Raw genomic sequence first — 23,222 nt, forward strand, 5'->3', positions numbered from 1 at the left:
GATGGCACATCAATCAGATTTAATAGAAAAAGATATAGAACAATATTTACACGAACATGAGAATAAAGAAATATGTAGATTTATCACATGTGGTAGTGTAGATGATGGTAAAAGTACTTTAATTGGTAGACTACTTTATGATTCAAAAATGATTTTTGAAGATCAATTAGCAGCTATTGAACAAGATAGTAAGAAAAGTGGAACTACTGGTGATAAAATAGATTTAGCACTTTTAGTTGATGGTCTTGCAAGTGAAAGAGAACAAGGTATTACTATTGATGTAGCTTATAGATTCTTCTCAACTGAGCGAAGAAAGTTTATCATAGCAGATACTCCAGGTCATGAACAATATACTAGAAATATGGCAACAGGTGCTAGTACTGCTGATATTGCTATTATTTTAATAGATGCAAGACAAGGTATTTTAACTCAAACTAAAAGACACTCTTATATTGCTTCATTATTAGGTATTAAAAACTTAGTAGTTGCTATTAATAAAATGGATTTAGTTGATTTTTCACAAGAAGTATTTGAAAGTATTAAAGAAGATTATAAAAAGATTATTCCAAATCTTCCACATAATGAAGACTTAAATATTGAATTTATTCCTATTTCTGCATTAGATGGAGATAATATTTTAACAAATTCACCAAAAGCACCTTGGTATACAGATAAACCTTTAATGGAATTACTAGATACTATTGATATTCATAAAGTAGCATCTAATTCATTTAGATTACCTGTTCAATATGTAATAAGACCACACTTAAACTTTAGAGGATTCTCTGGAACAATTGCGAGTGGTTCAATTCAAGTTGGTGATGAAATTACAGTATTACCTTCAAGAAAAACATCTAAAGTAAAATCAATAGTATCAAATGATATTAAAGATTTAAGACCAATTGGAAAAGATGAAACAGTAGAAACAATACCTAGAGCATTTGCACCAATGGCAACAACAATTACACTTGAAGATGAAATAGATATTTCAAGAGGTGATATGATTGTAAAATCAACTGATATTCCTAAAGTATCAAATCACTTATCAGCAATGATTGTATGGATGGATGAAACACCATTAGCTTTAAATCAAAACTATGTGATTAAAAGAGCAACATCTGTAATAAATGGATCATTTAATTCAATCGAATTTAAAAAGAATATTAATACATTTGAAGAAGTAAATGCAACTACATTAGAATTAAATGATATAGCAAAATGTACTCTTTCTTTAGATAGAGAAATTGCAATAGATGCATATCATAAAAATAGATATACAGGAAGTTTTATAATAATAGATAAATATACAAACTCAACTGTTGGTGCTGGTATGATTGTATCTTCAAATGAATCATCATCAAAAGAGCAAAGTATTAAAGAGTATACAAAAGCTGAGATTGAATTAAATCAATATATTAGAAACAATTATCCACAATGGAATTGTAAGGCGATATAATGTCAAATAATTTAACTTTAAATATTGAACATATCAAAAAAGAAAAAGATGGAATAGATGTCTTAAGTGACATCTATATCTATGCTGTCCTAGGTGAAAGAGTTTCAGCTAAAGATTTAATTAGATTTCAATGGTATGGAATTTATAAACAAGAAGATAATGAAAACTACTTTAAAGTAGTGATTCCTTTACCACTTGGAGAGTTAAATATTGAACAACTTAAAACCTTAGCTTTAATATCAAAAGAGTATGCACGAAATTCTTTGGATATTAATAGAGGTCAAAAAATCCAATTCAAATACTTGAAAATGCATGATTTACCACATATTTTCAATCTTTTACATAATGTAAATTTAAGCACAATATTTGAAGCTGGACATACTGTAAGAAATATTATCACTTGTCCAATTAATACAGTTGATGGTAAACAATTAATGGATGTAAGTACTATTGCTACTAAAATAAATGATACATTTATTGGAAATAAAAAATACTCAAATCTACCAAATAAATTACAAATAGCAATCAATGGATGTAAAGAAGAATGTTGTCATGTAGAAATACCTGATGTAAAATTTGATGCATGTACGTACAAAAGTAATAAAGTTTTATTTTCAGTAAAAATTATAGGTGAACATATAGGTTATATTACACCTTCTCAAATTCTTCAAACATCAAAAGCTATTGTAAATATTTATAAAGAGTATGGAAATAGAACTGATATTAATAAAAGTACTTTTGCTTCATTAGTTAAAACATGGGGATTAGCAGAGTTTAATGAAATTTTGGATTCATCTATTAATTTTAATCTAAAAAGAATTATCTTAGAAGCTGATACAAGAGCAACTAAAGGTGAGCATTTTGGGATAAATAAAAGTACAATCGAAGGTCAAAGTTATATTGGCTGTAAAATAAAATCACAAAATTTAAAAGCTTCTGATTTTAATAGCTTAGCTGTAATTCTTGAAAAATATAATGCTTCAAAAGTAAAATTAACAAATAAAGGTAATATCATAATTTTAGATGCACCGTCAACTAAAGCTGATGATTTAGCAAAAGATTTACAGAAAGTAAACTTTAACCCTTTTATCTAAACTTAAAATATGAAAGCTTATTTGTTCATACAAGCAAGCTTTTATATAAAATAACTTAAACTTATAGGTTAAATAAGTCCAACTAATTAATATGAGTAAAATAATGAATAATAAAATCTTTAAACCATTTCTAAACGAAAATACAGATACCCTTAATTTTATAAGATACAACACAATTGGAAAAAATAAAAAAGAGTATTTTGATTATACTGCAACAGGTTTAGCCTTTAGACAAATAGAAAATAGAATTCATAATGTATTAGAAACTTATGCAAATACACACTCAAAAGAAGCTTCTAATGCTGATACTACAAGTAGTTATTATGAAATGGCAAGAGCTAAGCTAGCAAAAAACTTAGAAATTGATGAAAACTTTGCAATACTTCCTAATGGTTGTGGAACAACTGCTGCTATTAAACATTTTCAAGAGCTTTTAGGGCTATATATACCACCTGCAACAAAAAAAAGATATAGTATTGAAGTTGATAAATCAAAGCTCCCCTTGGTCATTGTAGGACCTTATGAACATCATTCAAATGAAGTTTCTTTTAGAGAAGCATTATGTGAAATACAAAGAATAAATTTAAGCCAAAATGGCTTAATAGATTTAGAACATTTAAAAGAAGTCTTAGAAAAAAATAAACATAGAGAAATAATAGCTTCTTTTTGTATAGCCTCAAATGTTACAGGAATTATTACAAAATATGAAGAGATTTCAAAAATCTTACGAAAATATAATGCTATAGTTTGCTTTGATGCAGCAGCTTCATCTCCATATATAAATATTCCATCTCATCTTTATGATGCTATGTTTATGTCACCTCATAAGCTATTAGGTGGTCCTGGTTCATGTGGACTTTTAATAATTAGAAAATCCTTAGTTGATACCAATTTATCTCCAAGTTTTGCAGGTGGTGGAACAGTACAATATGTAAATAAAAAACATCAAATTTACGAAAAAGATATTCAAACAAGAGAAGATGCAGGAACACCTGGTATTTTGCAATTAATACGAGCAAGCTTAGCATATCAGTTAAGAAATGAAATTGGTTTTGATTTTATAGCCAAAAGAAAAAAGATATTAAAAAAGATATTTTTAAATGGACTTTTAGAAATTCCTAATTGTAAAATTTATGGGAATGCAAATGAAGATAATATTGGAATAATTTCTTTTAATATTGAAAATATAGACCCATATGAACTATGTTCTAAATTATCAAAATCAAAAGGTTTTCAAACAAGAGCAGGATGCTCATGTGCTGGACCTTATGGTCATGATTTACTAGGAATTGAAGAGTTAGATTTAGAGAATAAACCAGGATGGATTAGAGTTTCTATACACTTCTCACAAACAAAAGAAGAAATTTTAGAACTAATCAAATCTATTAAGAGTATTGTTAACTAATCTTAACCTTTTGTTTAAGATTCATTAATCATTTAGCTATATAATTTCTTTATGAATTTCATGACATTTATATCAGTTTATGTTCTATTTTTTTCAAATTAAATACATATTATCCAGACGAAACTGATTTATAAACTTGATTTCAGACAAAAAGTAAAAGTATCCTAGCATTTATAATATAATTTTAGTGGTTTCCTCCTATCTCCACTTATGCAAGATACAAGCCAGTCGTCCCAAACTGGCTATACTTTCTCCTTTCCCTTTGCCAAAAGGGGATAATTTCTTTTTCATTCATTCAAACAATTTTTCGAGAAATTATCCCTTTTGGTTTTCATACAATCAAAATAATTTATTTTATGATAAAAGCAAAACTTAAAGCAACTGCTATAAATTCAATCGCAACTACAATAATATAATCTTTGATATTTGTATTAATATTTTTCATTTTTTCTCCTTTTTATAGGAGAAAAAATCTCCTATTATTTTTTTGTTTTATATAAATATTGTCTAATCCTAAATGCCATCATATCGGACATATAAACCCTTTTGTCTAAAAATTTTGTAAAAAAAAAGGGAAGAGCTAAGAAGCCCTTCCCTTTTTAAAAATAGATAAAATCTAATTTTTATTAAGCAAATTTAGTCTTTTTAGCAGTTCTTTTTCTAATATTTGGATCAAGATCTCTTTTTCTTACTCTAATCGATACAGGTGTAACTTCAACAAGTTCATCTTCTTCAATCCATTCTAATGCATTTTCAAGTGACATAACTCTTGGTGGAATTAATTTAATAGCTTCATCCGCACCCGAAGATCTAACGTTTGATTGTTGTTTAGCTTTAATTGGATTGATATCTAAATCATTCCCTTTAGCATGTTGACCAACTACCATTCCGTTATAAACTTTATCTTGAGGTTTAATAAACATAACCCCTCTATCTTGTAAGTTAAAGATTGAATAACCAACAGCTTCACCATTTTCCATAGAAACTAATGCTCCATATTTTCTAGATTCAACAGTTCCAGAATGAGGTCTGAATTCTAAGAATGAGTGGTTCATAACACCCTCACCTTTAGTTTCAGTTAAGAACTCAGTTCTAATACCAATTAATCCACGTGCAGGAATTTCAAACTCTAATCTTGTAGAACCAGCACCCATTGGTACCATGTTTGTCATATTAGCTTTTCTTTTCCCTAATTTTTCAATAATTGCACCTGAAAATTCATCTGGTGTATCAATTACTAAATGCTCAAATGGCTCCATTTTAACACCATCAATAATTCTTACGATTACTTCTGGTCTACCAATAGAAAATTCAAACCCTTCTCTTCTCATATTTTCAGCAAGGATACAAATTTGTAATTCCCCTCTTCCGTTAACTTTGAATTTACCTTCACCAATTTGCTCATAATTCATAGCAATATTAGTATTCATTTCAGCAGTTAATCTTTCATCAATTTTATTTGATGTTACATATTTACCTTCAGTTCCAGCTAATGGAGAATCATTTACTGCAAATGTTACAGATAATGTAGGTTCTTCAATATGCATAGGGTCTAATGGCATTGGATCTACAGGATCACAAAGTGAATCACCAACATCAATAGTTTCAAAACCAGCAACAGCAACAATATCACCAGTACCAGCAGTTTGAATATCAAATCTATCAACACCTTTAAAACCAATAAGTTTAGTAACTCTACCTTTAACTTTTTCGCCATTTGATTTAACTAAAAGAACAGTTTCACCCATTGAAATTGTTCCATTAAAGATTCTTGCAATACCAATTTTTCCAATGAAGTTATCGTAATCAAGTGTAAATACTTGTAATTGAAGACCATTTTCATCTGCTCCAACTGGTTTTGGAACTTCGTTTAGAATAGTTGTAAATAATGGAATTAAATTCTCATTTGGATCTTCTAAAGCTAATTTAGCGTATCCATCTCTAGCAGCTGCATAAACAACTGGGAATTCTAATTGTTCTTCACTAGCACCCATTTGGTCAAATAGGTCAAATACTTCATCAACAACTCTATCAGCATCTGAACCTGGTTTATCAATTTTGTTAATAACAACAATTGGTCTATGTCCTAATTGTAATGCTTTTTTAACAACAAATTTTGTTTGAGGCATAACACCTTCTTGAGCATCTACTAGTAAAAGTACACAGTCAACCATTTTAAGAACACGTTCAACTTCTCCACCAAAATCAGCATGGCCTGGAGTATCAATAATGTTAATTCTTACACCTTCGTAATCAATAGCAGTATTTTTAGAAAGAATTGTAATTCCTCTTTCTTTTTCAATATCATTACTATCCATTACTCTTTCATCTACTTCTTGGTGAGCAGTAAAAGTTCCTGATTGTTTTAATAATTCATCTACTAATGTAGTTTTACCGTGGTCAACGTGCGCGATAACCGCAATATTTCTAATATCTCTCATTGAATCTCTTTATTATAGATTTTGCGAAAAAGTTCTTGCAAAGAAAAAACTTTTTCTATTAATTTCGCGGATTATACTAAATTTTTGCTTAAATATACAAATTTATTTTAATAAATTCTTAAATAAGTAATAAATTTCTAATAAATGTCAAGAAGTTGTAAAGAAAGTATACATAAGTAATTGAAAATATTGTTTTATACTTTCATTATAAAACAAAAGGAGAAAAAGATGAAATATTTAATTATTCTTGCAATGATTATAAACTTATCATACGCAGCAGTTGTTGACGATTATTTAAATTCTTTAAAACAAGAGGAAGTAAAAATTAATCCAAACTTTAAAGGTTTTGATTATAAAAGAGGTGAAGAAATCTTTACATCAAAACATATTGGAAAAAAAGGTAAAGAGATATCTTGCACCTCATGTCATACAGTTAATTTAAACAATACTGGTGAAAATTTCTTTACAGGTAAAGAGATTAAACCTTTATCACCAAAAGCAAATCCAAAAAGATTTACAAAAATAAAAACAATTAAAAAATGGCTAAAAAGAAATTTTAACGATGTTTATAACCGTGAGGGTACAGCAAAAGAAAAAGGTGATGTAGTAACTTACATGATTAATAAATAAGGAGAACAGATGAAATATTTAATTTTTTTAACAATGATACTAAGTTCATTATTTGCAGGTGATAACTTTTTTTTCAAAAGTAGAACAGATGTTGCACCTGTTAATAATCAACTATATATTAACGAATGTAGTGCTTGTCACTTTGCATATCAACCAGGATTATTACCAAGTAAGGCTTGGAGTAAAATAATGTCAAACTTGAGTGATCACTTTGATACTGATGCTTCACTAGATCCAGAAGATTTAGAGAAAATATCTAAGTACCTAAATGATAATAGTGCTGAAAAAAATATGCAGTATAAAAGAAGTAATAGAATTGTTTCGAGTTTATTACCAGGACAAATTCCTACTTCAATTTCTACAACACCGTATATAATCAAAAAACATAGAGATATAAGAAAAGATTTAATTACACAAAAAGAAGTAAAAGGATTATTCAATTGTATGGCTTGTCACACAACAGCAGACAAAGGAATATACAATGATGATGATGTAAATATTCCAAATTATGGAAGATGGGAAGATTAAAGGATAAATCATGAAAAAATCATATATTTGGTCCCTTCCCACGAGGGTCTTCCACTGGCTTTTTGTATTATTTATATTATTAGCTTTTTTAAGTGCACAAGAAGATAGATGGCTAGATTACCATGCAATAGTAGGTTATGCTATTTTGATACTTTTAGTATTTAGAATAATTTGGGGAGTAATTGGACCTAAATACTCTTTATTTAAAGATTTTCCAATTGGGAAAAGCAATGTAAAAGAGTTCTTAAATAATATCTTTGAAAGTAAACAAAAATATATAGGACATAATCCCTTAGCTTCTTATGTAATGATTTCTATGTTTATAGTTGCTATATTGATTATAATTACAGGAATATTAGCTTTTGGTATTCAAGAAGGAAAAGGAATTTTGTCTTTTTTAAATACTTCACTTTTTAAAAAAATGGAATTGTTTAAAGAAATACATGAAGTTCTAACTTCTTTATTTATAGCTTTGATTATTGCCCATTTAGCAGGTATATTATCAGATAGATTACTTCATAAAAAACATGAAACGTTAAACTCTATAATAAGTGGTTACAAAGTTACGCAAGAAGATAAAAGTATAAAACTAAATATTTATCAAAAGATATTTTCTATTTTGATGTTTTTATTTTTTGTAGGATTTTTGGTATTTAATTTTTATAAACCAGATAATATTTTAATTACTTCAAAATATGAACAAATCGATTATAATGTACAAAATGAACTTTTTGTTTCCGAGTGTGCATCGTGTCACACTCTGTATCCCTCCCAATCTTTTACCTAAAAAATCATGGGAATTACTTATGAGCGATTTAGAAAACCATTTTGGAGATGATGCTTCAATAGATAAAGAATCAAACAAAGAAATATTAGCATTTTTAGTAAAAAATAGTGCCGAAAATTATACAATGGAAGATTCATGGAACTTTTTGAATTCTATAGGAGATAAAGATATAATTGCAATGACTCAAACATCTTTTTGGAAAAAAACACATAAAGATATTCCAAAAAATATATTTGACAATAAAAAAATAAGAAGTAAAGCAAATTGTAAAGCTTGCCATACAGATATTGAAAAAGGATTAATTGAAGATGAAAATATTAAGAATCTTTCTACTTTTAACTAGTCTTATTATTTTTGCAAATGCAGGAGATGGACATAAAAAACATAAGCATTTCTATAAAAATCTTGAATACTTAGACCTTAATAAAAAACAATTAAAAGAGATTAAAAACGTACTCATAGAATTTAAACATAAATATAAAGATTTTTATGAATATAAAGATGATAAAGAAGATATTTTAGAAGATATAATGGAAGATGAAGATTTTGATAAAGAACTATATTTTCAAACACTTATTGATTTAAAAACAAGAGCTACAAAACTGGAAGTTGAAAAAATGAGCAAAATTCATAAAATATTAAATGAAAAACAAAGAGAGAAATTTGCTGATTATTTAGAGGATGGGGATATTGATTAAAAAAGTTTTATTAATTGAAGATGACTTACAAATGCAAGAATTTATAATTGAATATTTAAAAGATTATAATTTTGATTGTAAAGCTTTTGCACATCCCAAAGATGCCTTAAAAGAGTTAAAAAATCAAAATGATTACTTAATTATAATACTAGATTTAATGCTCCCTGATATGGATGGTTTTGATTTATTTAAAAAACTAAAACAAATAAAAAAAAATATCCCAATTATCATCTCCTCAGCAAGAGGAGATATAGGAAATAAAATACATGGCTTTGAGCTTGGAGCTGATGATTATTTAGCAAAGCCCTATGAACCAAGAGAATTAGTTTTAAGAATTGAACATATATTAAAAAAAACGCTTTCTAGTAAAATTATAATTTCTGATTTTTTAATTGATAAAGAAAATCATACTGTTTCTTTAGAAAATTTTCCAATTGATTTTACAAAAATAGAATTTGAAATTTTTATATTTTTAATTGATAATTTAAATAAAGTATCTTCAAGGGAACAAATACTTCATGCAACTTCCTTAGATGAAAATACAAAAAATAGAACAATAGATATGCATATTTCAAATATAAGATATAAAATTGGAGACGATTCAAAAAATCCAAAATATATTAAATCTGTTTGGGGTATTGGATATAAGTTTTTAGGAAAATAAATGTCAATCTTTAAAAAAATGTCAATCTTATTTATCACAAGTTTAATATTAATGATTGTCATAGGCTCATGGATTGACACTATTAATTCAAAAAGAATTGATAATTTAATTAAAGAAAAATATATTAAAATTACAGATGAAATATTAAAGAATTTTGATAATAAAAACTATTTAGATCAACTATTCACAAAGCAAAAATTTAAGGTTTTAAATAAAAACTTTACAATAAATGCCGAAATATTACATCATCAAAAAAATACTTTTAGTGAAATAACTATTTTAAAAGAATCTTTTAGTGATGAACTTATAATCAAAATTAAATATCTAGATGAAGAGTATATTTTAAAAACAAAAGATGAAAAGAATTTAACTGATAAAATGATTTTAAATATTTTAATTTTCTTAGATATCTTTGTTTTAATACTTATATTTTTATATATTTTAAAACTCTTATCTCCTCTAAAAATAATAAGTAAACAAATAACAAACTTCTCAAATGGTGATTTAGCTAGTAGAATTAATATTAAATCAAATGATGAGATAGGAATACTATCAAACTCTTTTAATAAAATGGCAGAAAACTTAGAAAACCTGATAAAAACTAGAGAAGAATTACTAAGAGATATTGGTCATGAACTAAGAAGTCCTATTGCAAAAGGTAAATTTGCTATTGAAAAAATAGATGATTTCTCACAAAAAAAATTACTAAAAAAAATATTTAACGATTTAGAAACCCTAACAAATGAATTAATAGAATTAGAAAGACTAAACTCTACAAAATTAAATATCACAGATTTTGATTGTGAAACTTTGATTATTGAATCTTTGGGAAAATTATACTTAGATGATGAATCAAAAATTAATGTAAAAATAGAAGACAATTTTAAAATAAATGCAGATTTATATTATCTTACAAAAGTTTTAAAAAATCTAATTGATAATGCAATAAAATATACAAGCACTTACCCCATAAATATAATCTCCAAAACAAATACCATTGAAGTTTCAAATAAAGGTAAAAAACTATCAAAAGAATTAGAGTATTATCTAAAACCATTTACACAAGAATTATCTCAAAGAGACGGATTTGGTTTAGGTTTAAGTATTGTAAAAAAAATTTTAGATAAACATAACTTTAAATTGGAATATGAATTTAAAAACCAAACAAATATATTTAGAATTGTATTTATTAAGACTGATAATAGTAAATAATATTTTACTATTTCAATTATTACTAAGTTATATTTAATTATTATTCCATCAGATTTGTGGTACAAATAGAGATTATTGTTCAATCTTCAATCTCATCTTTTTAGGATACTTAAACTTTTAAAACAATAAAAGTTATATCCAAATTTTCAAAATTAAAACACATTGTTAGGAGAAATTTGCATGGAATATTTCAAGCAATTTAAGGAAAAATATCTGGTTGCATTCTGGCATCCTACGCCTGCTGTTATAGCATTGGGTGTACTTGCAGCTTATTATTTTGGTATTACAGGAACGTATTGGGCAGTTACAGGAGAATTTACACGTTGGGGTGGACATATTTTACAATTAGCTGGTGTTGATATTAGCGATTGGGGCTATTATAAAATTATGAATATGAATGGAAATAGTCTAACAAGAGTTGATGGTGTTATGATTATTGGTATGTTTGCTGGATGTATAGCTGCTGCTTTTTGGGGAAATAATGTAAAACTTAGAATGCCTGCTAGTAAAATACGTATTGCACAAGCACTTATTGGTGGTATAATTGCAGGATTTGGTGCAAGACTTGGTATGGGTTGTAACCTTGCTAGTTTATTTACAGGAATTCCTCAGTTTTCAGCACATGCATGGTTTTTTACACTTGCAATGATTATTGGTATTTATTTAGGTGTAAAAGTAACTGCCCTATCTTTTTTTAAATCTAAAATTAAATTAGAAAAAGTTTCTTGTAGTAAAGATTTAAATAAAGACTCAGATGAAAATAAACAAAAAGTTAAATCGTTATTTACAATAGGTTCTTTTGTATTTGTAGCTATGATTATTTGGGCTTTATATTTAATTTTTATTGATAATAGTCAAAAACTTGGAATTGCAATGCTTTTTGGAGCTGCTTTTGGTTTATTAATCGCAAAAGCTCAGATTTGTTTTACATCTGCTTTTAGAGATATTTTTACAACAGGAAGAAGTGAATTAGCAGTTGCTATTGTAATTGGTATGGCTGTTTCAACTATTGGTGTTTTCTCTTATATTATGATTGGAACTCCTGCTAAAATTATGTGGCTTGGTCCTAATGCTATTATAGGTGGTTTACTATTTGGTTTTGGTATTGTATTAGCTGGTGGTTGTGAATGTGGATGGATGTATAGAGCTGTTGAAGGTCAAGTTCATTTCTGGATTGTTGGTATTGGAAATGTAATTGGTGCTACTTTACTTGCATTTATGTGGGATAGTTTTTCTTTATCTTTAGCTACATCGTGGCCAAAAATAAATCTTCTTGAAACATTTGGTCAATATGGTGGTTTATTTATGAACTATATTTTCTTATTCTTATTATTTTTATTAATTCTAAAATTAGAAAAAAACTATAGAACAAAATTACAACAAAAAGGAAAATAATATGGATAAAAAAAATATAGTTCCAAATTATAGACTAGATATGCAAGGTGAACCTTGTCCATATCCTGCTGTTAAGACACTTGAAGCAATGCAAAGTTTAGAAGAAGGTGAAATCTTAGAAATTATTAGTGATTGTCCTCAAAGTATTAATAATATTCCAATTGATATGAAAAATCATGGATATAAAGTATTAAGTATTGATAGTAGTGGTCCTACTATTCAATATATAATACAAAAATAAAAGAAGAGGATTAAATAATCCTCTTTTCTTTATGATTGTTTTTGTATAATCCTCTAAAATTATAACTTTAATAGAGAGCTAATGAATTATCAAACAATCTTAGAAGAAATACAAAAAGAAATTCAACCTTATTTCAAAAATGGTAAAGTAGCTGATTATATTCCAGCACTAGCAAAAGTAGATCCAAATCAGTTTGCAATGTCAATTCAATTATTTGATGGAAGTCAATATAATATTGGAACTGTTGATAATAAATTTTCAATTCAAAGTATTTCAAAAGTTTTTGCTTTTACTTTAGCTTTAAACCATTATGGGAAAGGCTTATATAAAAGAGTTGGTCATGAACCATCAGGCGATCCTTTTAACTCACTAGTACAACTGGAATATGAAAATGGTATTCCTAGAAATCCTTTTATAAATGCAGGTGCAATTGTAACTATTGATAGCCTTGTTTCACTTCATAGAAAAAATAGTTTTGAATATATTTTAAATTTTATAAAAAAAGTTTCAAATGATGATTCAATCACTTACGATGAAGAGATTTTTAAATCAGAATTAAATCATGGATTTAGAAACTTTGCATTAATAAATATGATTAAAAGTTATAATAATATTTATAATCCAATAGATGATGTAATAGATGCATATTTTAAACAATGTTCAATTATGATGACTCCTTGTCAACTTGCAAAAGCAATGTTATTTTTAGCAAATCATGGAGTAAACCCCTTAAATAATGAAAGAATTATCACAAATGAAAAAGCAAAGAGAATAAATTCTGTTATGCTTACATGTGGTCACTACGATGCATCAGGTGATTTTGCATACAAAGTTGGACTTCCAGGGAAAAGTGGCGTTGGTGGAGGAATTGTTGCGATTGTTCCTCAAAAAATGGCTATTTGTGTCTACTCTCCAAAATTAAATGCTCAAAGTAATTCATATATTGGAACAAAAGCATTAGAATTATTTACAACAAAGACTGGCTTATCAATTTTTTAATAATACTTGATAGCTTTTTTAGTATAATAATAAAAAATTATAATTAAGGTAAATAATGACTGCATTGGAAATAGCTGATTTTATAGGAATAATATCTTTTGCTTTAAGTGGATTTTTAATTGCAGTACATTGTAAACTTGATATTTTAGGAGTATTTATCTCTTCATTTTTAACAGCTCTTGGTGGTGGAATGATTAGAGATGTCCTTGCAGATAGGACTCCTTACGTTTTTACAGATACCCTTCCTGTTATTTTAGTAATAGCAACGGTATTAATAGCTTTGTTATTTAAACTTCATAAAAGTGATGATATAGAAAGTAAAACTGCTTTTATAGTCTCTGATGCAGTAGGATTAGTTTCATTTTCAATAACAGGTTCAATTATTGCAATTCAAAATGAATATAACTTTTTAGGTGTATTGATTTTAGCCTTTTTAACAGCAGTTGGAGGTGGGACAATTAGAGATATTTTAATAAATAGAGTTCCATCAATTCTAATATCAGAATTTTATGCAACGGTTGCGCTAATTGTAGGATTTATAGTTTATACCTTAGATATATTTGAAATGAGAACATTATTTACAGTATTAATTGTTTTTGTATTTGGCGTAGCCTTACGATTATTAGCATATTATAGAAAGTGGCATCTACCAACTTTATCTAAATGATAATTATTATTATTTGTTTAACTTTCTGTTTACTATTTATAGCTACAATTCATCAATTTTTAAAATTAGGAGAAAAAATGAAAAAAATTTTATTTACAGTATTATTATTTGTTGCAACATTTGCAAACGCTTTAAGTATTGGTGATTCTACACCTACGTTTGATATAAAAGATCAATTTGAGAAAGCTCACAAAATTAGTCCAGACTCTAAAACTATTTTAGTTGCAGGAGATAAAGGTACTAGTGAAATATTAAGAGATTATTTACTTACAAAAGATAAAGGTTTCTTAGAATCAAATAAATCAAATTATGTAGCAGATATTTCAGGAATGCCAAGTTTAATCGCAAAATGGTTTGCATTACCAAAAATGAAAAAATATCCATTCTCAATTCTTTTAGTTGATGAAGAACAAACTAAATCATTTACTAAAAAAGAAGATACTATCACAGTTTATACTTTAACTGATGGTAAAGTTTCTGATATTAAGTTTATTAAAACAGCTGAAGAATTAGCAGCAGTATTTAAATAAATTCTATCTAGTCTATTTTTAGAAATAGGCTAGATTAAGCTAAAAGCTTAACAAATGCCTCAATAATAGCTATACTTTCAAGCTCTTTGATTCTGTTTTCTAAAGAATCAACACTTTCACCATTATTTATTTTAAGCTCTTTTTTTAAAATGATTCTACCATCATCATATTTCTCATTTACAAAATGAATCGTAACACCTGATTTAGGCTCGTTATTTTTAATAATTGCTTCATGTACAAATCTTCCATACATTCCTTTGCCTCCATAAATTGAAGGTAAAAGTGCAGGATGTGTATTTACTATTCTTTCAGGAAACTGTGATATTAAAATAGTTCCAATCATTTTCATATAACCAGAACAGAATATATAATCACAGTTAAACTCTTTTAATAAATTTGATATTTTTTCATCAATATTTTCATTAGGGTATTTTTTTTCATTTATTACAAAATTAGGTATTTGCATATCATTTGCTATATTTAAAACATTCGCATTACTATTATTGGAAATTACTACAACAACTTGTGCATCTAAAATCTTCTCTTCTATGGCTTTTTGTATTTTTTGAAAACCACTTCCATTATATGAAGCTAAAATACCTATTCTTTTCATTTTTAATATCCTATTTAATAATTGCGCGTGATTATAACAGATTAAATATAAAAAACAATGATTTATTTATCTTTCTTATTAATTAAAAATACACCAAAAAATATAAAAATAGTAGCTATAAAATCTATCATCTTAATATCTTCACCAACAATAAAAAACCCAATAATTAGAGCAACAACAGGAGGAATATATGTAATAGAAGAGGCTTTTAATACACCTAGCTTTTCAATCATATAATAGTATAAGATATAAGCTAGTCCAGTACCTAAAATACCTAATCCTACAACCAATCCTATAAAACTATGAGTATCTTGCCAAATGTTATTTATACCTTTAAAATCTACTATTAAAAATAGAATAATTAAAGCACTTCCTAATTGATAAGTTGTTAAAGCTACTACATTAATTTTTAATGGCATAATAAATTTTTTAGCATAAACAAAAGAAGAACCAACACTTAATGATGCAATAAGTAAGTATAAAACACCTTCTATATTTGTATTTTCTAAGTTACTTGAAAATACTCCACTTATTATTAAAACACCTAGAAATCCTAATAATACACCCAATAAAGCGAGCTTTGTAACTTTTTCTTCTTTTAAAAATATGCTAGCCATTAAAAAAGAAAAAAGTGGTATCGCCCCACTTAAAGCACCTGCAATTCCAGATAATAATAATGAAGAACCTTTTACATAACCAAAAAAGTAAATAACAGCTGCTAATAAGGACATAACAACAAAATGTATTATATATTTTAAATCTTCAAATTTTAAAGCTTTTATATATAAAGCATAAAAAAATACTGGAATAAAACCAAATAAAACTCTATAAAAAACAACTTGCATAGGTTCAATAAACTCTGCTGCCATCTTCATATAAATAAAATTACTTCCCCAAATAATACCTAAAGACCAAAAAGCTAATATAGGAATATATTTCATCATTATTATCTAATCCTTTGAGAGTGTGTAAGTGCAATTGCAATTGCATCTGTAATATCTAAGGGTTTTATCTCTTTTTTAATTCCAAGTAATTTTTTTACCATAAAAGCAACTTGAGTTTTATCCGCTTTTCCATTGCCCGTAACTGCTTTTTTAACTTGTAAAGGAGTATATTCAGCAAAATTTCCAAATTTTTGTAAAATTTTTAATGATATAGCTCCTCTAAATTGAGCTAACTTAATTACTGTCTTTGGATTAAAGGCATAAAACATATCTTCAATTGAAACTTCATTAATAACATGTTTGTCAAAAATAAGATCAAAACCTTCTGTCATTTCCACAATTTGTTCTTGTAAAATTTTTGTTTTTATTTTAATTAAACCAGCTTCAATAAGTCTAGTTTGAGAACCATTTTTTTCAATTATTGCATAGCCACAATTTCTTGTTCCAGGGTCAATTCCTAATATTTTCACGTATATTCACTTTTAATTTATTTTTTATTCACATCAGTATAATAGCCATATAATGGTATGTTTTAGATAAATTTTCACTTAATGTGAACAATCTATTCACTACTTATTCACTATGTGTAAAACTAGTTCTTATTGAAAATCATAAATATTTTATAACTTATTAATTTACTAGTTTTTAAGATTTTTTTTGACATAATTAGTATAATCTTTATATATTCATAATTTTATAAATCATTTATTTATTTTAATTTAAGATTTTTTTGACATAATAACACAGAGTAAAATTCTACTCATAAAAAGTTAAAGGATGTAAAATGTTAGGAAATCTTTTAGGTGGGTTATTAAGTCCATTATTAAGTGTTGTTTCTGGTTTACTTGGAACTGTTGTTAATTTAGTAAGTGGTATACTTGGTGGTGCTCTTGGTACTGTTGGTGACCTTGTTGGTGGATTAACTGATACTGTAGCTGACGTTGCAGACACTAATATTAATGTTAATATTGATATCAATGGTGTTCAATCTCCTTCAGATGCTGATGTTGGTGGTTTAGCATAATTTAAAAAGTAAGTCTTAACGACTTACTTTTTAATTGTTACTAAAATACAAGGGAAATTTTGTCACAAAATAAAAATACTTCTGAACTCAAAAGCGTACTCAAACAATCTAAAAAATTATTCTTTACTATAGGCTTATTTAGTTTTTTAATTAATATACTTATGTTAGTACCTCCCATTTATATGCTTCAAATATACGATAGAGTTCTTTCAAGTAAGAGTAAAGATACACTTTTCATGTTAACACTTATTGTTGTAGTATTATTTATTACAATGGCTTTATTAGAAATTATTAGATCAAAAATATTAATAAAAATTGGTAATAGAATTGATAATAATTTAAGTAATAGAATATTTGATTCTCTATTTCAATTAGAAAAAGTAAATCCTAATAAGGCTAGTTCTTCATATATAAGTAATTTAACTCAAATGAGACAATTTTTAACAGGTAGTGGTGTATTTGCATTTTTTGATGCCCCATGGATTACAATTTATTTATTAATTCTTTTTTTATTCCATCCTATGTTCGGATATTTCGCACTATTTACAATATTTATTTTATTAATAATCACCTTAGTAAATGAAATTACTACAAAACAAAAAATAAATATAGCAACAGTAGATAATCTTTCTTCAAATAATTATCTAGATTCTTCTTTAAAAAATGCAGATGTTGTCAATACAATGGGAATGAAAAAAGATATTAAATACATATGGCAAAAAAAATATTATAGTTTTTTAAGAGCACAAAATGATGCAAGTGATAGTGCTAGTGTTTGGACTAATCTTTCAAAAAATTTTAGATTATTAGCTCAATCTTTAATCCTAGGACTAGGTGCTTATCTTGCAATTGATCAAGAAATAACTCCAGGTATGATGATAGCAGCATCTATAATATTAGGAAGAACCTTAGCACCACTTGATTTAATCATATCAAGTTGGAGACACTTTATTACTTATCGTTCTAGTTATAAAAGAATTGAATCTTTATTGCATGACTTTCCAAAAAAAGAGCAATTGACATCAATTCCTATTACAAAAGCAGAACTATTATTAGAAAATATGGTACTTACTCCTCCTTTAGGTGATGCCCCAACAATAAAAGGTATATCTTTACAAATTAATGAAGGTGATGTTGTTGCAATTATTGGTAATAGTGGAGCAGGAAAATCAACTTTAGTAAAAGGTATTCTTGATATATGGCCTATTTCTGAAGGTAAAGTTAAAATTGATAATATAGATATACAATTATTAAATAAAGAAGAAATTGGCTCAAGTATTGGGTATCTTCCACAAGATATAGAACTTTTTGAAGGTACAATTAGTCAAAATATTTCAAGATTTAAAGAATTAAATTCTGATAAAGTTATTAAAGCAGCAAAAATTGCTGGTGTCCATGAAATGATAGTAAAATTTCCAAAAGGCTATGATAGTAGTATTGGAAGTGGAGGAACTAAACTTTCAGGAGGACAAAGACAAAGAATAGGTCTTGCTAGAGCAATTTATAATAATCCACGATTAATTATTTTAGATGAACCAAACTCAAATCTAGATAAAGCAGGAGAAGAAGCTTTGCTTAATTGTATAAAAGTTTTAAAAGAAAATTTAACAACTGTTTTAATAATTACACATAAAGAAAATATTTTAGAAATTACTAATAAAATAGCAATACTTGAAGATGGGACATTAAAAGAATTTAATGAAACAAATATAATATTAAATAATATAGATTTTTTTAATTTAGATGATGGCAACAATGAAAGAAGTTAATAAAGCACCAGATGAGAATGCATCAAAAATAGTTAGATTTGGATTTACTCTTATATTAATTGTTTTTATTTTTTTAGGGGGTTGGATGTCTTATGCACCTCTTGCCATCCATTCTGTAGCAATGGGAAAAGTTTCTGCTGATTATAATAAAAAAAGAATTCAACATTTAGAAAGTGGTATTATAAAAAAAATTTATGTAAAAGATGGTGATTTAGTAGAAAAAGGACAAATACTTATACAACTTGATGATACACAAATAAAAGCTAAAATTGAATCATTAAAATTTCAATATGAAAGTATGCTAGCTTTACAATCAAGACTTTTTGCTCAAAAAAATAATAAAAAAGAACTTGTTTTAAATGAAGAAGTTAAGAATAAAAATATTATTAAAGAGCAAAAATACCTTTTTAAAACTATTACAGAGTCAATTAAAGAAAATAAAAAAGTTATTTCTAAACAAATTTTACAACTCAAAAATCAAATTGCAGGTTTAAATTCTACATTAAAAAGTAAAAAATATATGCAAGTATCCATAACAGAAGAGATACGTGAACTTGAAAAATTATATGCAAAAAGATTAATTAACAAGATTAATTTAAGAAAATTACAAAGAGAAGAGTCATCATTATTAGGTGAAATCATAAATATTGAAGAAGAAAAAACTAGACTAAAAGAAAAAATAAATGAGTTAAAAACTAAAAATGTATTAATTGAAAAAGATTATAAAAAAGATACATTAAAAGAATTAACGACAATATCTCCAAAAATTTCTGAAGTAAGATTAAAAATTGATGCCCTAGAGGATACCCTAAATAAAACAACTATTTATTCTCCTGCAGATGGGCATATTGTAGGACTTACAAATTATACTCAAGATTCTATAATTAAAGCAGGTTCAGATATATTAGAAGTAGTTCCAAATGATTCAAATCTTATAATTCTTGCTCAAATAAAATCTACAGATATAGATAAAATTCGAACAGGTTTAACTGCAAGTATAAAATTCTCAGCATATAATACTCAAAAATCACATTCTATAGATGGAGAAATCACTTATGTTTCTGCTGATAGTTTTATTGACTCAAATACAAATGAATCTTTTTATGAAGTAAAAGCTAAATTAAGTAAAAAAGGTATTGAACAAATTAAATCTTATAATTTTAATTTAGTAGCTGGTATGCCAGCTGAAATGATGATAAAAACAGGAGAAAGAACTGTATTAAGTTATATGCTTAAGCCTCTATTAGATAGGTTTAACAGGAGTTTTAATGAAGAATAATTTTTTAATTTTATTCTCAATTTTTTTTATTCATTTAAACTTATATAGTAGCGAAACTTTAACTTTTTCTAAAGCATATAGCCTTTCTTTAAAAAATTCTGAAAAAGTAAAGTCTTTAGATTATAAATTAAAAGCAAGTTATGAAAATATTGTTCAAGCTAAATCGAAAAGATATCCTGAAATAAATCTTTATTCATCATATACTCAAAATGATTATAAATTTGTAAATAAATCAATTAAACAAATGAAACAAAAAGTTAGAGATTATAGTGTTATATTACAACAACCTATTTTTGACAAAACAATTAATTCTCAAGTAAAGGTTGAAAACTCCAAATTCAAATCCCTTAATGCTGAAATAAAGGGAATGAAACAAGATTTGGCAAATGATATATTAAAAATTTACCTTTCACTAATTGAATCTAAAAATAAAATAAAAATGTTATTGCTTTATAAACAAAACCTTAAATACAAAATAGATTTATTAGAAGAACAATATTCAATGAATTTATCTACTCAAACTGAAGTTTTAGAAATAAAAATTGAATTAAATCAAGTAAATGTAGATTTAGAGAAAGAAAAACTTTTATATAAAGTAAATAAAAAAAAATTACAAACTTTAATGGGTGATAATCGAAATTTTAGAGTTCCTGATTTAAATAATTTAGAATATATATCAAATAATTTAGTAAAATTAAAAAAAATAGTAAATACAAACAATGAAATTTATTCAAATTTACAAATAAAAAAATTAATGAATATTGTTAAAATGTATAAATATCAAGTCAAGAGAAATAGATACAACCATTTACCAAAAATTAATTTAAGTCTAGAATATACAAAAAATGTTGCTGTAGATAATAATTTAAGTTTTGATTCTTCATTTGATGAAGATAAAGAAATAGGTTTAAATATTGTTATACCCCTATTTAAAGGTGGTTATTATGATTCTTTAACAACTGCTTCAAAATTAAATGTAAAAGCATCACAAAAAGAATTAAATAGTTTAATAAATCAATTAAAATCAGAATATAAAGAAAATAAAACAACATTATTATGGACTATTAAATCAGTAAAATTATATACAGAATCTTTAGAAACAGCTATTTTATCAAAAGATAGTATTCAAAAAGAATATAAATATGGTGTAAAGAGTATAATAGATTTATATGATGCAAAATATAAAATATTTAAAATAAAAGAGGAATATATTAAAAATATATTTACTTTAGTAGACACATATTTATCATTATTAATCCTAACAAATAATTTTGAAGATCTAAAATCTATAGATCTAATCTTAAAAGATTAAATCAATTAAAAACTAGCTTATATCTAAATTTATAATTAATTAGATATAATATTTACTATTTATAAATAAAAAGAGTTAATAGTATATGACAAGTAAAGATTTCCTAACAATTATTCAAAAAGAGGCTACATCTATTGATTTCGATAGATATCTAAAGCAACTTGTGTATAAAAAGATATCATCTGATAATAATATTGCTATTTTTGAAGTTTCAAATAAATATATTGCTTCATGGATTAAAAGTAAGTATACAGGTGTAATACAACACTGTTTTGAAATATATGATGGAACAAAACCGACAATTGAGATAAAAATTGCTGGTGAAAAAAAATCAAAAAGAGAGATTATTAAAGAACAAATTGAAAATAAAACTGCAGAAAGTACAATATTAAATCCATCATATACATTTGATTCATTTATTGTTGGACCTTCTAATCAAATGGCCTATAATGCCTCATTAGCAGTATCTAATAAACCAGGAATTCAATATAATCCTTTATTTATTTATGGTGGAACAGGTCTTGGTAAAACCCATCTTTTACAAGCAGTAGGAAATTCTGCAATAGAAGGTGGAAAGACTGTAATTTATGTAACAATTGAACAGTTTATGAATGATTTTACATTTTCAATTAAAAATAAAAATATGGAACATTTTAGATCAAAGTACCGTAAATGTGATGTTTTATTAATTGACGATATACAATTTTTATCAGGGAAAGAACAAACTCAAGAAGAGTTCTTTCATACATTTAATGAATTACATAATGCAAAAAAACAAATTGTAATGACATCAGATAGGCTTCCTTCACAGATTGCTGGATTAGTTGATAGATTAAAATCAAGATTTGAATGGGGATTAACAGCTGATATACAACTTCCTGGATTAGAAACTAAAATTGCAATTATTGAAAAGAAATCCGAATTAAATGGTATCTCATTAACAAGAGAGATTATAAATTTTATTGCAACAAATCTTGATAATTCAATTAGAGAAATAGAAGGTGTATTAATTAGAATTAATGCCTCTGCATCTTTATTAAACCAAGAGATTAACCTAGAAATGGTGCAAGGTTTATTAAAAGATCAAATTAAAGAAACAAAAGAAAATATTAAACTTCCTGATATAATTAATATCGTTGCAAGTGAGCTTAATATTAAACCAAGTGACATTAAATCCAAGAAAAGAACAGCAACTGTTGCAAATGCAAGAAGAGTTGTTATTTATCTTGCACGTGAGCTTACACATAACTCTATGCCTGATATTGCTAAATTTGTTGGAATGAAAGATCATAGTTCAATTTCTCATAATATTAAAAAAGCCAATGAGTTAATTGAAAAAGATGAAAACTTTAAGTTAATTATCGAAAATTTAAAGAATAAAATCATAAATAAGGAGTGGTAACAGTAGAAGCTCTAAAAAAGTTTCAAGAGATTATGTGAAAAGGTGTGAATATTTCATTTCGTTTAATCACATGAAAGAGATTCGATACAGTCAATCTTGAAGATGTGTTTTCATCTTTTCACATGCTCTACT

24 protein-coding genes are annotated in these 23,222 nt (G+C 26.2%); 20 read left to right on the plus strand and 4 right to left on the minus strand.

What is annotated here, in order from left to right:
- The first annotated feature begins 1 nt into the window (after position 1).
- From cysN to D9T19_RS11725, 3 genes are all read left to right on the plus strand, one after another.
- The gene (cysN, locus tag D9T19_RS11715; protein ID WP_121628426.1) at positions 2-1,456 is read left to right on the plus strand and encodes a sulfate adenylyltransferase subunit CysN; all 1,455 of its coding nucleotides are present in this window, start codon (positions 2-4) and stop codon (positions 1,454-1,456) included.
- Positions 1,456-2,550 (plus strand): ferredoxin-like domain-containing protein, encoded by a 1,095-nt coding sequence (locus D9T19_RS11720; RefSeq protein WP_121628427.1) that lies wholly within the window; start codon positions 1,456-1,458, stop codon positions 2,548-2,550. Before cysN ends, D9T19_RS11720 begins: the two co-directional genes overlap by 1 nt.
- A gap of 103 nt (positions 2,551-2,653) precedes the next feature.
- Positions 2,654-3,955 carry an aminotransferase class V-fold PLP-dependent enzyme gene (locus tag D9T19_RS11725; protein ID WP_121628428.1) on the plus strand — a complete coding sequence of 434 codons (1,302 nt, stop codon included), beginning with the start codon at positions 2,654-2,656 and terminating at the stop codon, positions 3,953-3,955.
- A gap of 626 nt (positions 3,956-4,581) precedes the next feature.
- Here D9T19_RS11725 and typA read toward each other — a convergent pair.
- Positions 4,582-6,396 (minus strand): translational GTPase TypA, encoded by a 1,815-nt coding sequence (typA, locus tag D9T19_RS11730; protein ID WP_121628429.1) that lies wholly within the window; start codon positions 6,394-6,396, stop codon positions 4,582-4,584.
- A gap of 228 nt (positions 6,397-6,624) precedes the next feature.
- On the opposite strand from typA, the gene D9T19_RS11735 reads away from it, so the two are divergent.
- The 12 genes from D9T19_RS11735 (at position 6,625) to D9T19_RS11790 (ending at position 14,747) form a co-directional block, all read left to right on the plus strand.
- Complete coding sequence (locus tag D9T19_RS11735) at positions 6,625-7,026, plus strand: DUF1924 domain-containing protein (RefSeq protein ID WP_121628430.1); 402 nt, start codon at positions 6,625-6,627, stop codon at positions 7,024-7,026.
- 9 nt (positions 7,027-7,035) lie between these two features.
- Positions 7,036-7,554, plus strand: a complete 519-nt coding sequence (locus D9T19_RS11740) for a diheme cytochrome c (protein ID WP_121628431.1) — start codon at positions 7,036-7,038, stop codon at positions 7,552-7,554.
- Between the two features lie 10 nt (positions 7,555-7,564).
- Positions 7,565-8,341, plus strand: a complete 777-nt coding sequence (locus D9T19_RS11745; protein WP_121628432.1) for a cytochrome b/b6 domain-containing protein — start codon at positions 7,565-7,567, stop codon at positions 8,339-8,341.
- A 19-nt stretch (positions 8,342-8,360) separates the two neighbouring features.
- Positions 8,361-8,684 (plus strand): cytochrome C, encoded by a 324-nt coding sequence (locus tag D9T19_RS11750; protein ID WP_265936265.1) that lies wholly within the window; start codon positions 8,361-8,363, stop codon positions 8,682-8,684.
- Positions 8,650-9,039: a Spy/CpxP family protein refolding chaperone gene (locus tag D9T19_RS11755; protein ID WP_121628434.1), complete on the plus strand. Its 390-nt coding sequence runs from the start codon at positions 8,650-8,652 to the stop codon at positions 9,037-9,039. Before D9T19_RS11750 ends, D9T19_RS11755 begins: the two co-directional genes overlap by 35 nt.
- Entirely contained in the window at positions 9,032-9,703 is a 672-nt protein-coding gene (locus D9T19_RS11760) for a response regulator transcription factor (RefSeq protein ID WP_121628435.1), read from the plus strand. The genes D9T19_RS11755 and D9T19_RS11760 overlap by 8 nt, the downstream gene beginning before the upstream one ends.
- Positions 9,704-10,915 (plus strand): ArsS family sensor histidine kinase, encoded by a 1,212-nt coding sequence (locus D9T19_RS11765; protein ID WP_121628436.1) that lies wholly within the window; start codon positions 9,704-9,706, stop codon positions 10,913-10,915.
- 180 nt (positions 10,916-11,095) lie between these two features.
- Positions 11,096-12,310 (plus strand): selenium metabolism membrane protein YedE/FdhT, encoded by a 1,215-nt coding sequence (yedE, locus tag D9T19_RS11770; RefSeq protein WP_121628437.1) that lies wholly within the window; start codon positions 11,096-11,098, stop codon positions 12,308-12,310.
- Between the two features lies 1 nt (position 12,311).
- Positions 12,312-12,551, plus strand: coding sequence for a sulfurtransferase-like selenium metabolism protein YedF (gene yedF, locus D9T19_RS11775; RefSeq protein WP_121628438.1), 240 nt, complete (start codon positions 12,312-12,314; stop codon positions 12,549-12,551).
- An 81-nt stretch (positions 12,552-12,632) separates the two neighbouring features.
- The gene (locus D9T19_RS11780) at positions 12,633-13,550 is read left to right on the plus strand and encodes a glutaminase (protein WP_121628439.1); all 918 of its coding nucleotides are present in this window, start codon (positions 12,633-12,635) and stop codon (positions 13,548-13,550) included.
- Between the two features lie 55 nt (positions 13,551-13,605).
- The gene (locus tag D9T19_RS11785; protein ID WP_121628440.1) at positions 13,606-14,217 is read left to right on the plus strand and encodes a trimeric intracellular cation channel family protein; all 612 of its coding nucleotides are present in this window, start codon (positions 13,606-13,608) and stop codon (positions 14,215-14,217) included.
- A gap of 77 nt (positions 14,218-14,294) precedes the next feature.
- A complete protein-coding gene (locus D9T19_RS11790) occupies positions 14,295-14,747 on the plus strand; it encodes a hypothetical protein (protein ID WP_121628441.1) in 453 nt (150 codons plus the stop codon).
- A gap of 34 nt (positions 14,748-14,781) precedes the next feature.
- Here the strand turns inward: D9T19_RS11790 and purN are convergent, their stop codons facing one another.
- From purN to ruvC, 3 genes are all read right to left on the minus strand, one after another.
- Positions 14,782-15,360 carry a phosphoribosylglycinamide formyltransferase gene (purN, locus tag D9T19_RS11795; RefSeq protein WP_121628442.1) on the minus strand — a complete coding sequence of 193 codons (579 nt, stop codon included), beginning with the start codon at positions 15,358-15,360 and terminating at the stop codon, positions 14,782-14,784.
- 62 nt (positions 15,361-15,422) lie between these two features.
- Complete coding sequence (locus D9T19_RS11800) at positions 15,423-16,304, minus strand: DMT family transporter (protein ID WP_228198004.1); 882 nt, start codon at positions 16,302-16,304, stop codon at positions 15,423-15,425.
- Between the two features lie 2 nt (positions 16,305-16,306).
- A complete protein-coding gene (gene ruvC, locus D9T19_RS11805) occupies positions 16,307-16,774 on the minus strand; it encodes a crossover junction endodeoxyribonuclease RuvC (protein WP_121628443.1) in 468 nt (155 codons plus the stop codon).
- Between the two features lie 314 nt (positions 16,775-17,088).
- Between ruvC and D9T19_RS11810 the strand changes: the two genes are divergently transcribed.
- The 5 genes from D9T19_RS11810 (at position 17,089) to dnaA (ending at position 23,090) form a co-directional block, all read left to right on the plus strand.
- Entirely contained in the window at positions 17,089-17,328 is a 240-nt protein-coding gene (locus tag D9T19_RS11810) for a hypothetical protein (RefSeq protein WP_121628444.1), read from the plus strand.
- A gap of 59 nt (positions 17,329-17,387) precedes the next feature.
- Positions 17,388-19,097 carry a type I secretion system permease/ATPase gene (locus D9T19_RS11815; RefSeq protein WP_205588719.1) on the plus strand — a complete coding sequence of 570 codons (1,710 nt, stop codon included), beginning with the start codon at positions 17,388-17,390 and terminating at the stop codon, positions 19,095-19,097.
- Positions 19,084-20,376, plus strand: coding sequence for an HlyD family type I secretion periplasmic adaptor subunit (locus D9T19_RS11820; RefSeq protein WP_162984578.1), 1,293 nt, complete (start codon positions 19,084-19,086; stop codon positions 20,374-20,376). The genes D9T19_RS11815 and D9T19_RS11820 overlap by 14 nt, the downstream gene beginning before the upstream one ends.
- Positions 20,366-21,688, plus strand: coding sequence for a TolC family protein (locus D9T19_RS11825; RefSeq protein WP_121628447.1), 1,323 nt, complete (start codon positions 20,366-20,368; stop codon positions 21,686-21,688). Before D9T19_RS11820 ends, D9T19_RS11825 begins: the two co-directional genes overlap by 11 nt.
- A gap of 85 nt (positions 21,689-21,773) precedes the next feature.
- Positions 21,774-23,090 carry a chromosomal replication initiator protein DnaA gene (gene dnaA / locus D9T19_RS11830; RefSeq protein WP_121628448.1) on the plus strand — a complete coding sequence of 439 codons (1,317 nt, stop codon included), beginning with the start codon at positions 21,774-21,776 and terminating at the stop codon, positions 23,088-23,090.
- The last annotated feature ends 132 nt before the right edge of the window (positions 23,091-23,222 follow it).

Source organism: Poseidonibacter antarcticus (assembly GCF_003667345.1).
Classification (GTDB): Bacteria; Campylobacterota; Campylobacteria; order Campylobacterales; family Arcobacteraceae; genus Poseidonibacter; species Poseidonibacter antarcticus.

Bases quoted from the DNA above. Each gene is read 5' to 3' on its own strand.
- cysN (WP_121628426.1), top strand. From the start codon at position 2: ATGGCACATCAATCAGATTTAATAGAAAAAGATATAGAACAATATTTA.
- D9T19_RS11720 (WP_121628427.1), top strand. From the start codon at position 1,456: ATGTCAAATAATTTAACTTTAAATATTGAACATATCAAAAAAGAAAAA.
- D9T19_RS11725 (WP_121628428.1), top strand. From the start codon at position 2,654: ATGAATAATAAAATCTTTAAACCATTTCTAAACGAAAATACAGATACC.
- typA (WP_121628429.1), bottom strand. From the start codon at position 6,396: ATGAGAGATATTAGAAATATTGCGGTTATCGCGCACGTTGACCACGGT.
- D9T19_RS11735 (WP_121628430.1), top strand. From the start codon at position 6,625: ATGAAATATTTAATTATTCTTGCAATGATTATAAACTTATCATACGCA.
- D9T19_RS11740 (WP_121628431.1), top strand. From the start codon at position 7,036: ATGAAATATTTAATTTTTTTAACAATGATACTAAGTTCATTATTTGCA.
- D9T19_RS11745 (WP_121628432.1), top strand. From the start codon at position 7,565: ATGAAAAAATCATATATTTGGTCCCTTCCCACGAGGGTCTTCCACTGG.
- D9T19_RS11750 (WP_265936265.1), top strand. From the start codon at position 8,361: ATGAGCGATTTAGAAAACCATTTTGGAGATGATGCTTCAATAGATAAA.
- D9T19_RS11755 (WP_121628434.1), top strand. From the start codon at position 8,650: ATGAAAATATTAAGAATCTTTCTACTTTTAACTAGTCTTATTATTTTT.
- D9T19_RS11765 (WP_121628436.1), top strand. From the start codon at position 9,704: ATGTCAATCTTTAAAAAAATGTCAATCTTATTTATCACAAGTTTAATA.
- yedE (WP_121628437.1), top strand. From the start codon at position 11,096: ATGGAATATTTCAAGCAATTTAAGGAAAAATATCTGGTTGCATTCTGG.
- yedF (WP_121628438.1), top strand. From the start codon at position 12,312: ATGGATAAAAAAAATATAGTTCCAAATTATAGACTAGATATGCAAGGT.
- D9T19_RS11780 (WP_121628439.1), top strand. From the start codon at position 12,633: ATGAATTATCAAACAATCTTAGAAGAAATACAAAAAGAAATTCAACCT.
- D9T19_RS11785 (WP_121628440.1), top strand. From the start codon at position 13,606: ATGACTGCATTGGAAATAGCTGATTTTATAGGAATAATATCTTTTGCT.
- D9T19_RS11790 (WP_121628441.1), top strand. From the start codon at position 14,295: ATGAAAAAAATTTTATTTACAGTATTATTATTTGTTGCAACATTTGCA.
- purN (WP_121628442.1), bottom strand. From the start codon at position 15,360: ATGAAAAGAATAGGTATTTTAGCTTCATATAATGGAAGTGGTTTTCAA.
- D9T19_RS11800 (WP_228198004.1), bottom strand. From the start codon at position 16,304: ATGATGAAATATATTCCTATATTAGCTTTTTGGTCTTTAGGTATTATT.
- D9T19_RS11810 (WP_121628444.1), top strand. From the start codon at position 17,089: ATGTTAGGAAATCTTTTAGGTGGGTTATTAAGTCCATTATTAAGTGTT.
- D9T19_RS11820 (WP_162984578.1), top strand. From the start codon at position 19,084: ATGAAAGAAGTTAATAAAGCACCAGATGAGAATGCATCAAAAATAGTT.
- D9T19_RS11825 (WP_121628447.1), top strand. From the start codon at position 20,366: ATGAAGAATAATTTTTTAATTTTATTCTCAATTTTTTTTATTCATTTA.
- dnaA (WP_121628448.1), top strand. From the start codon at position 21,774: ATGACAAGTAAAGATTTCCTAACAATTATTCAAAAAGAGGCTACATCT.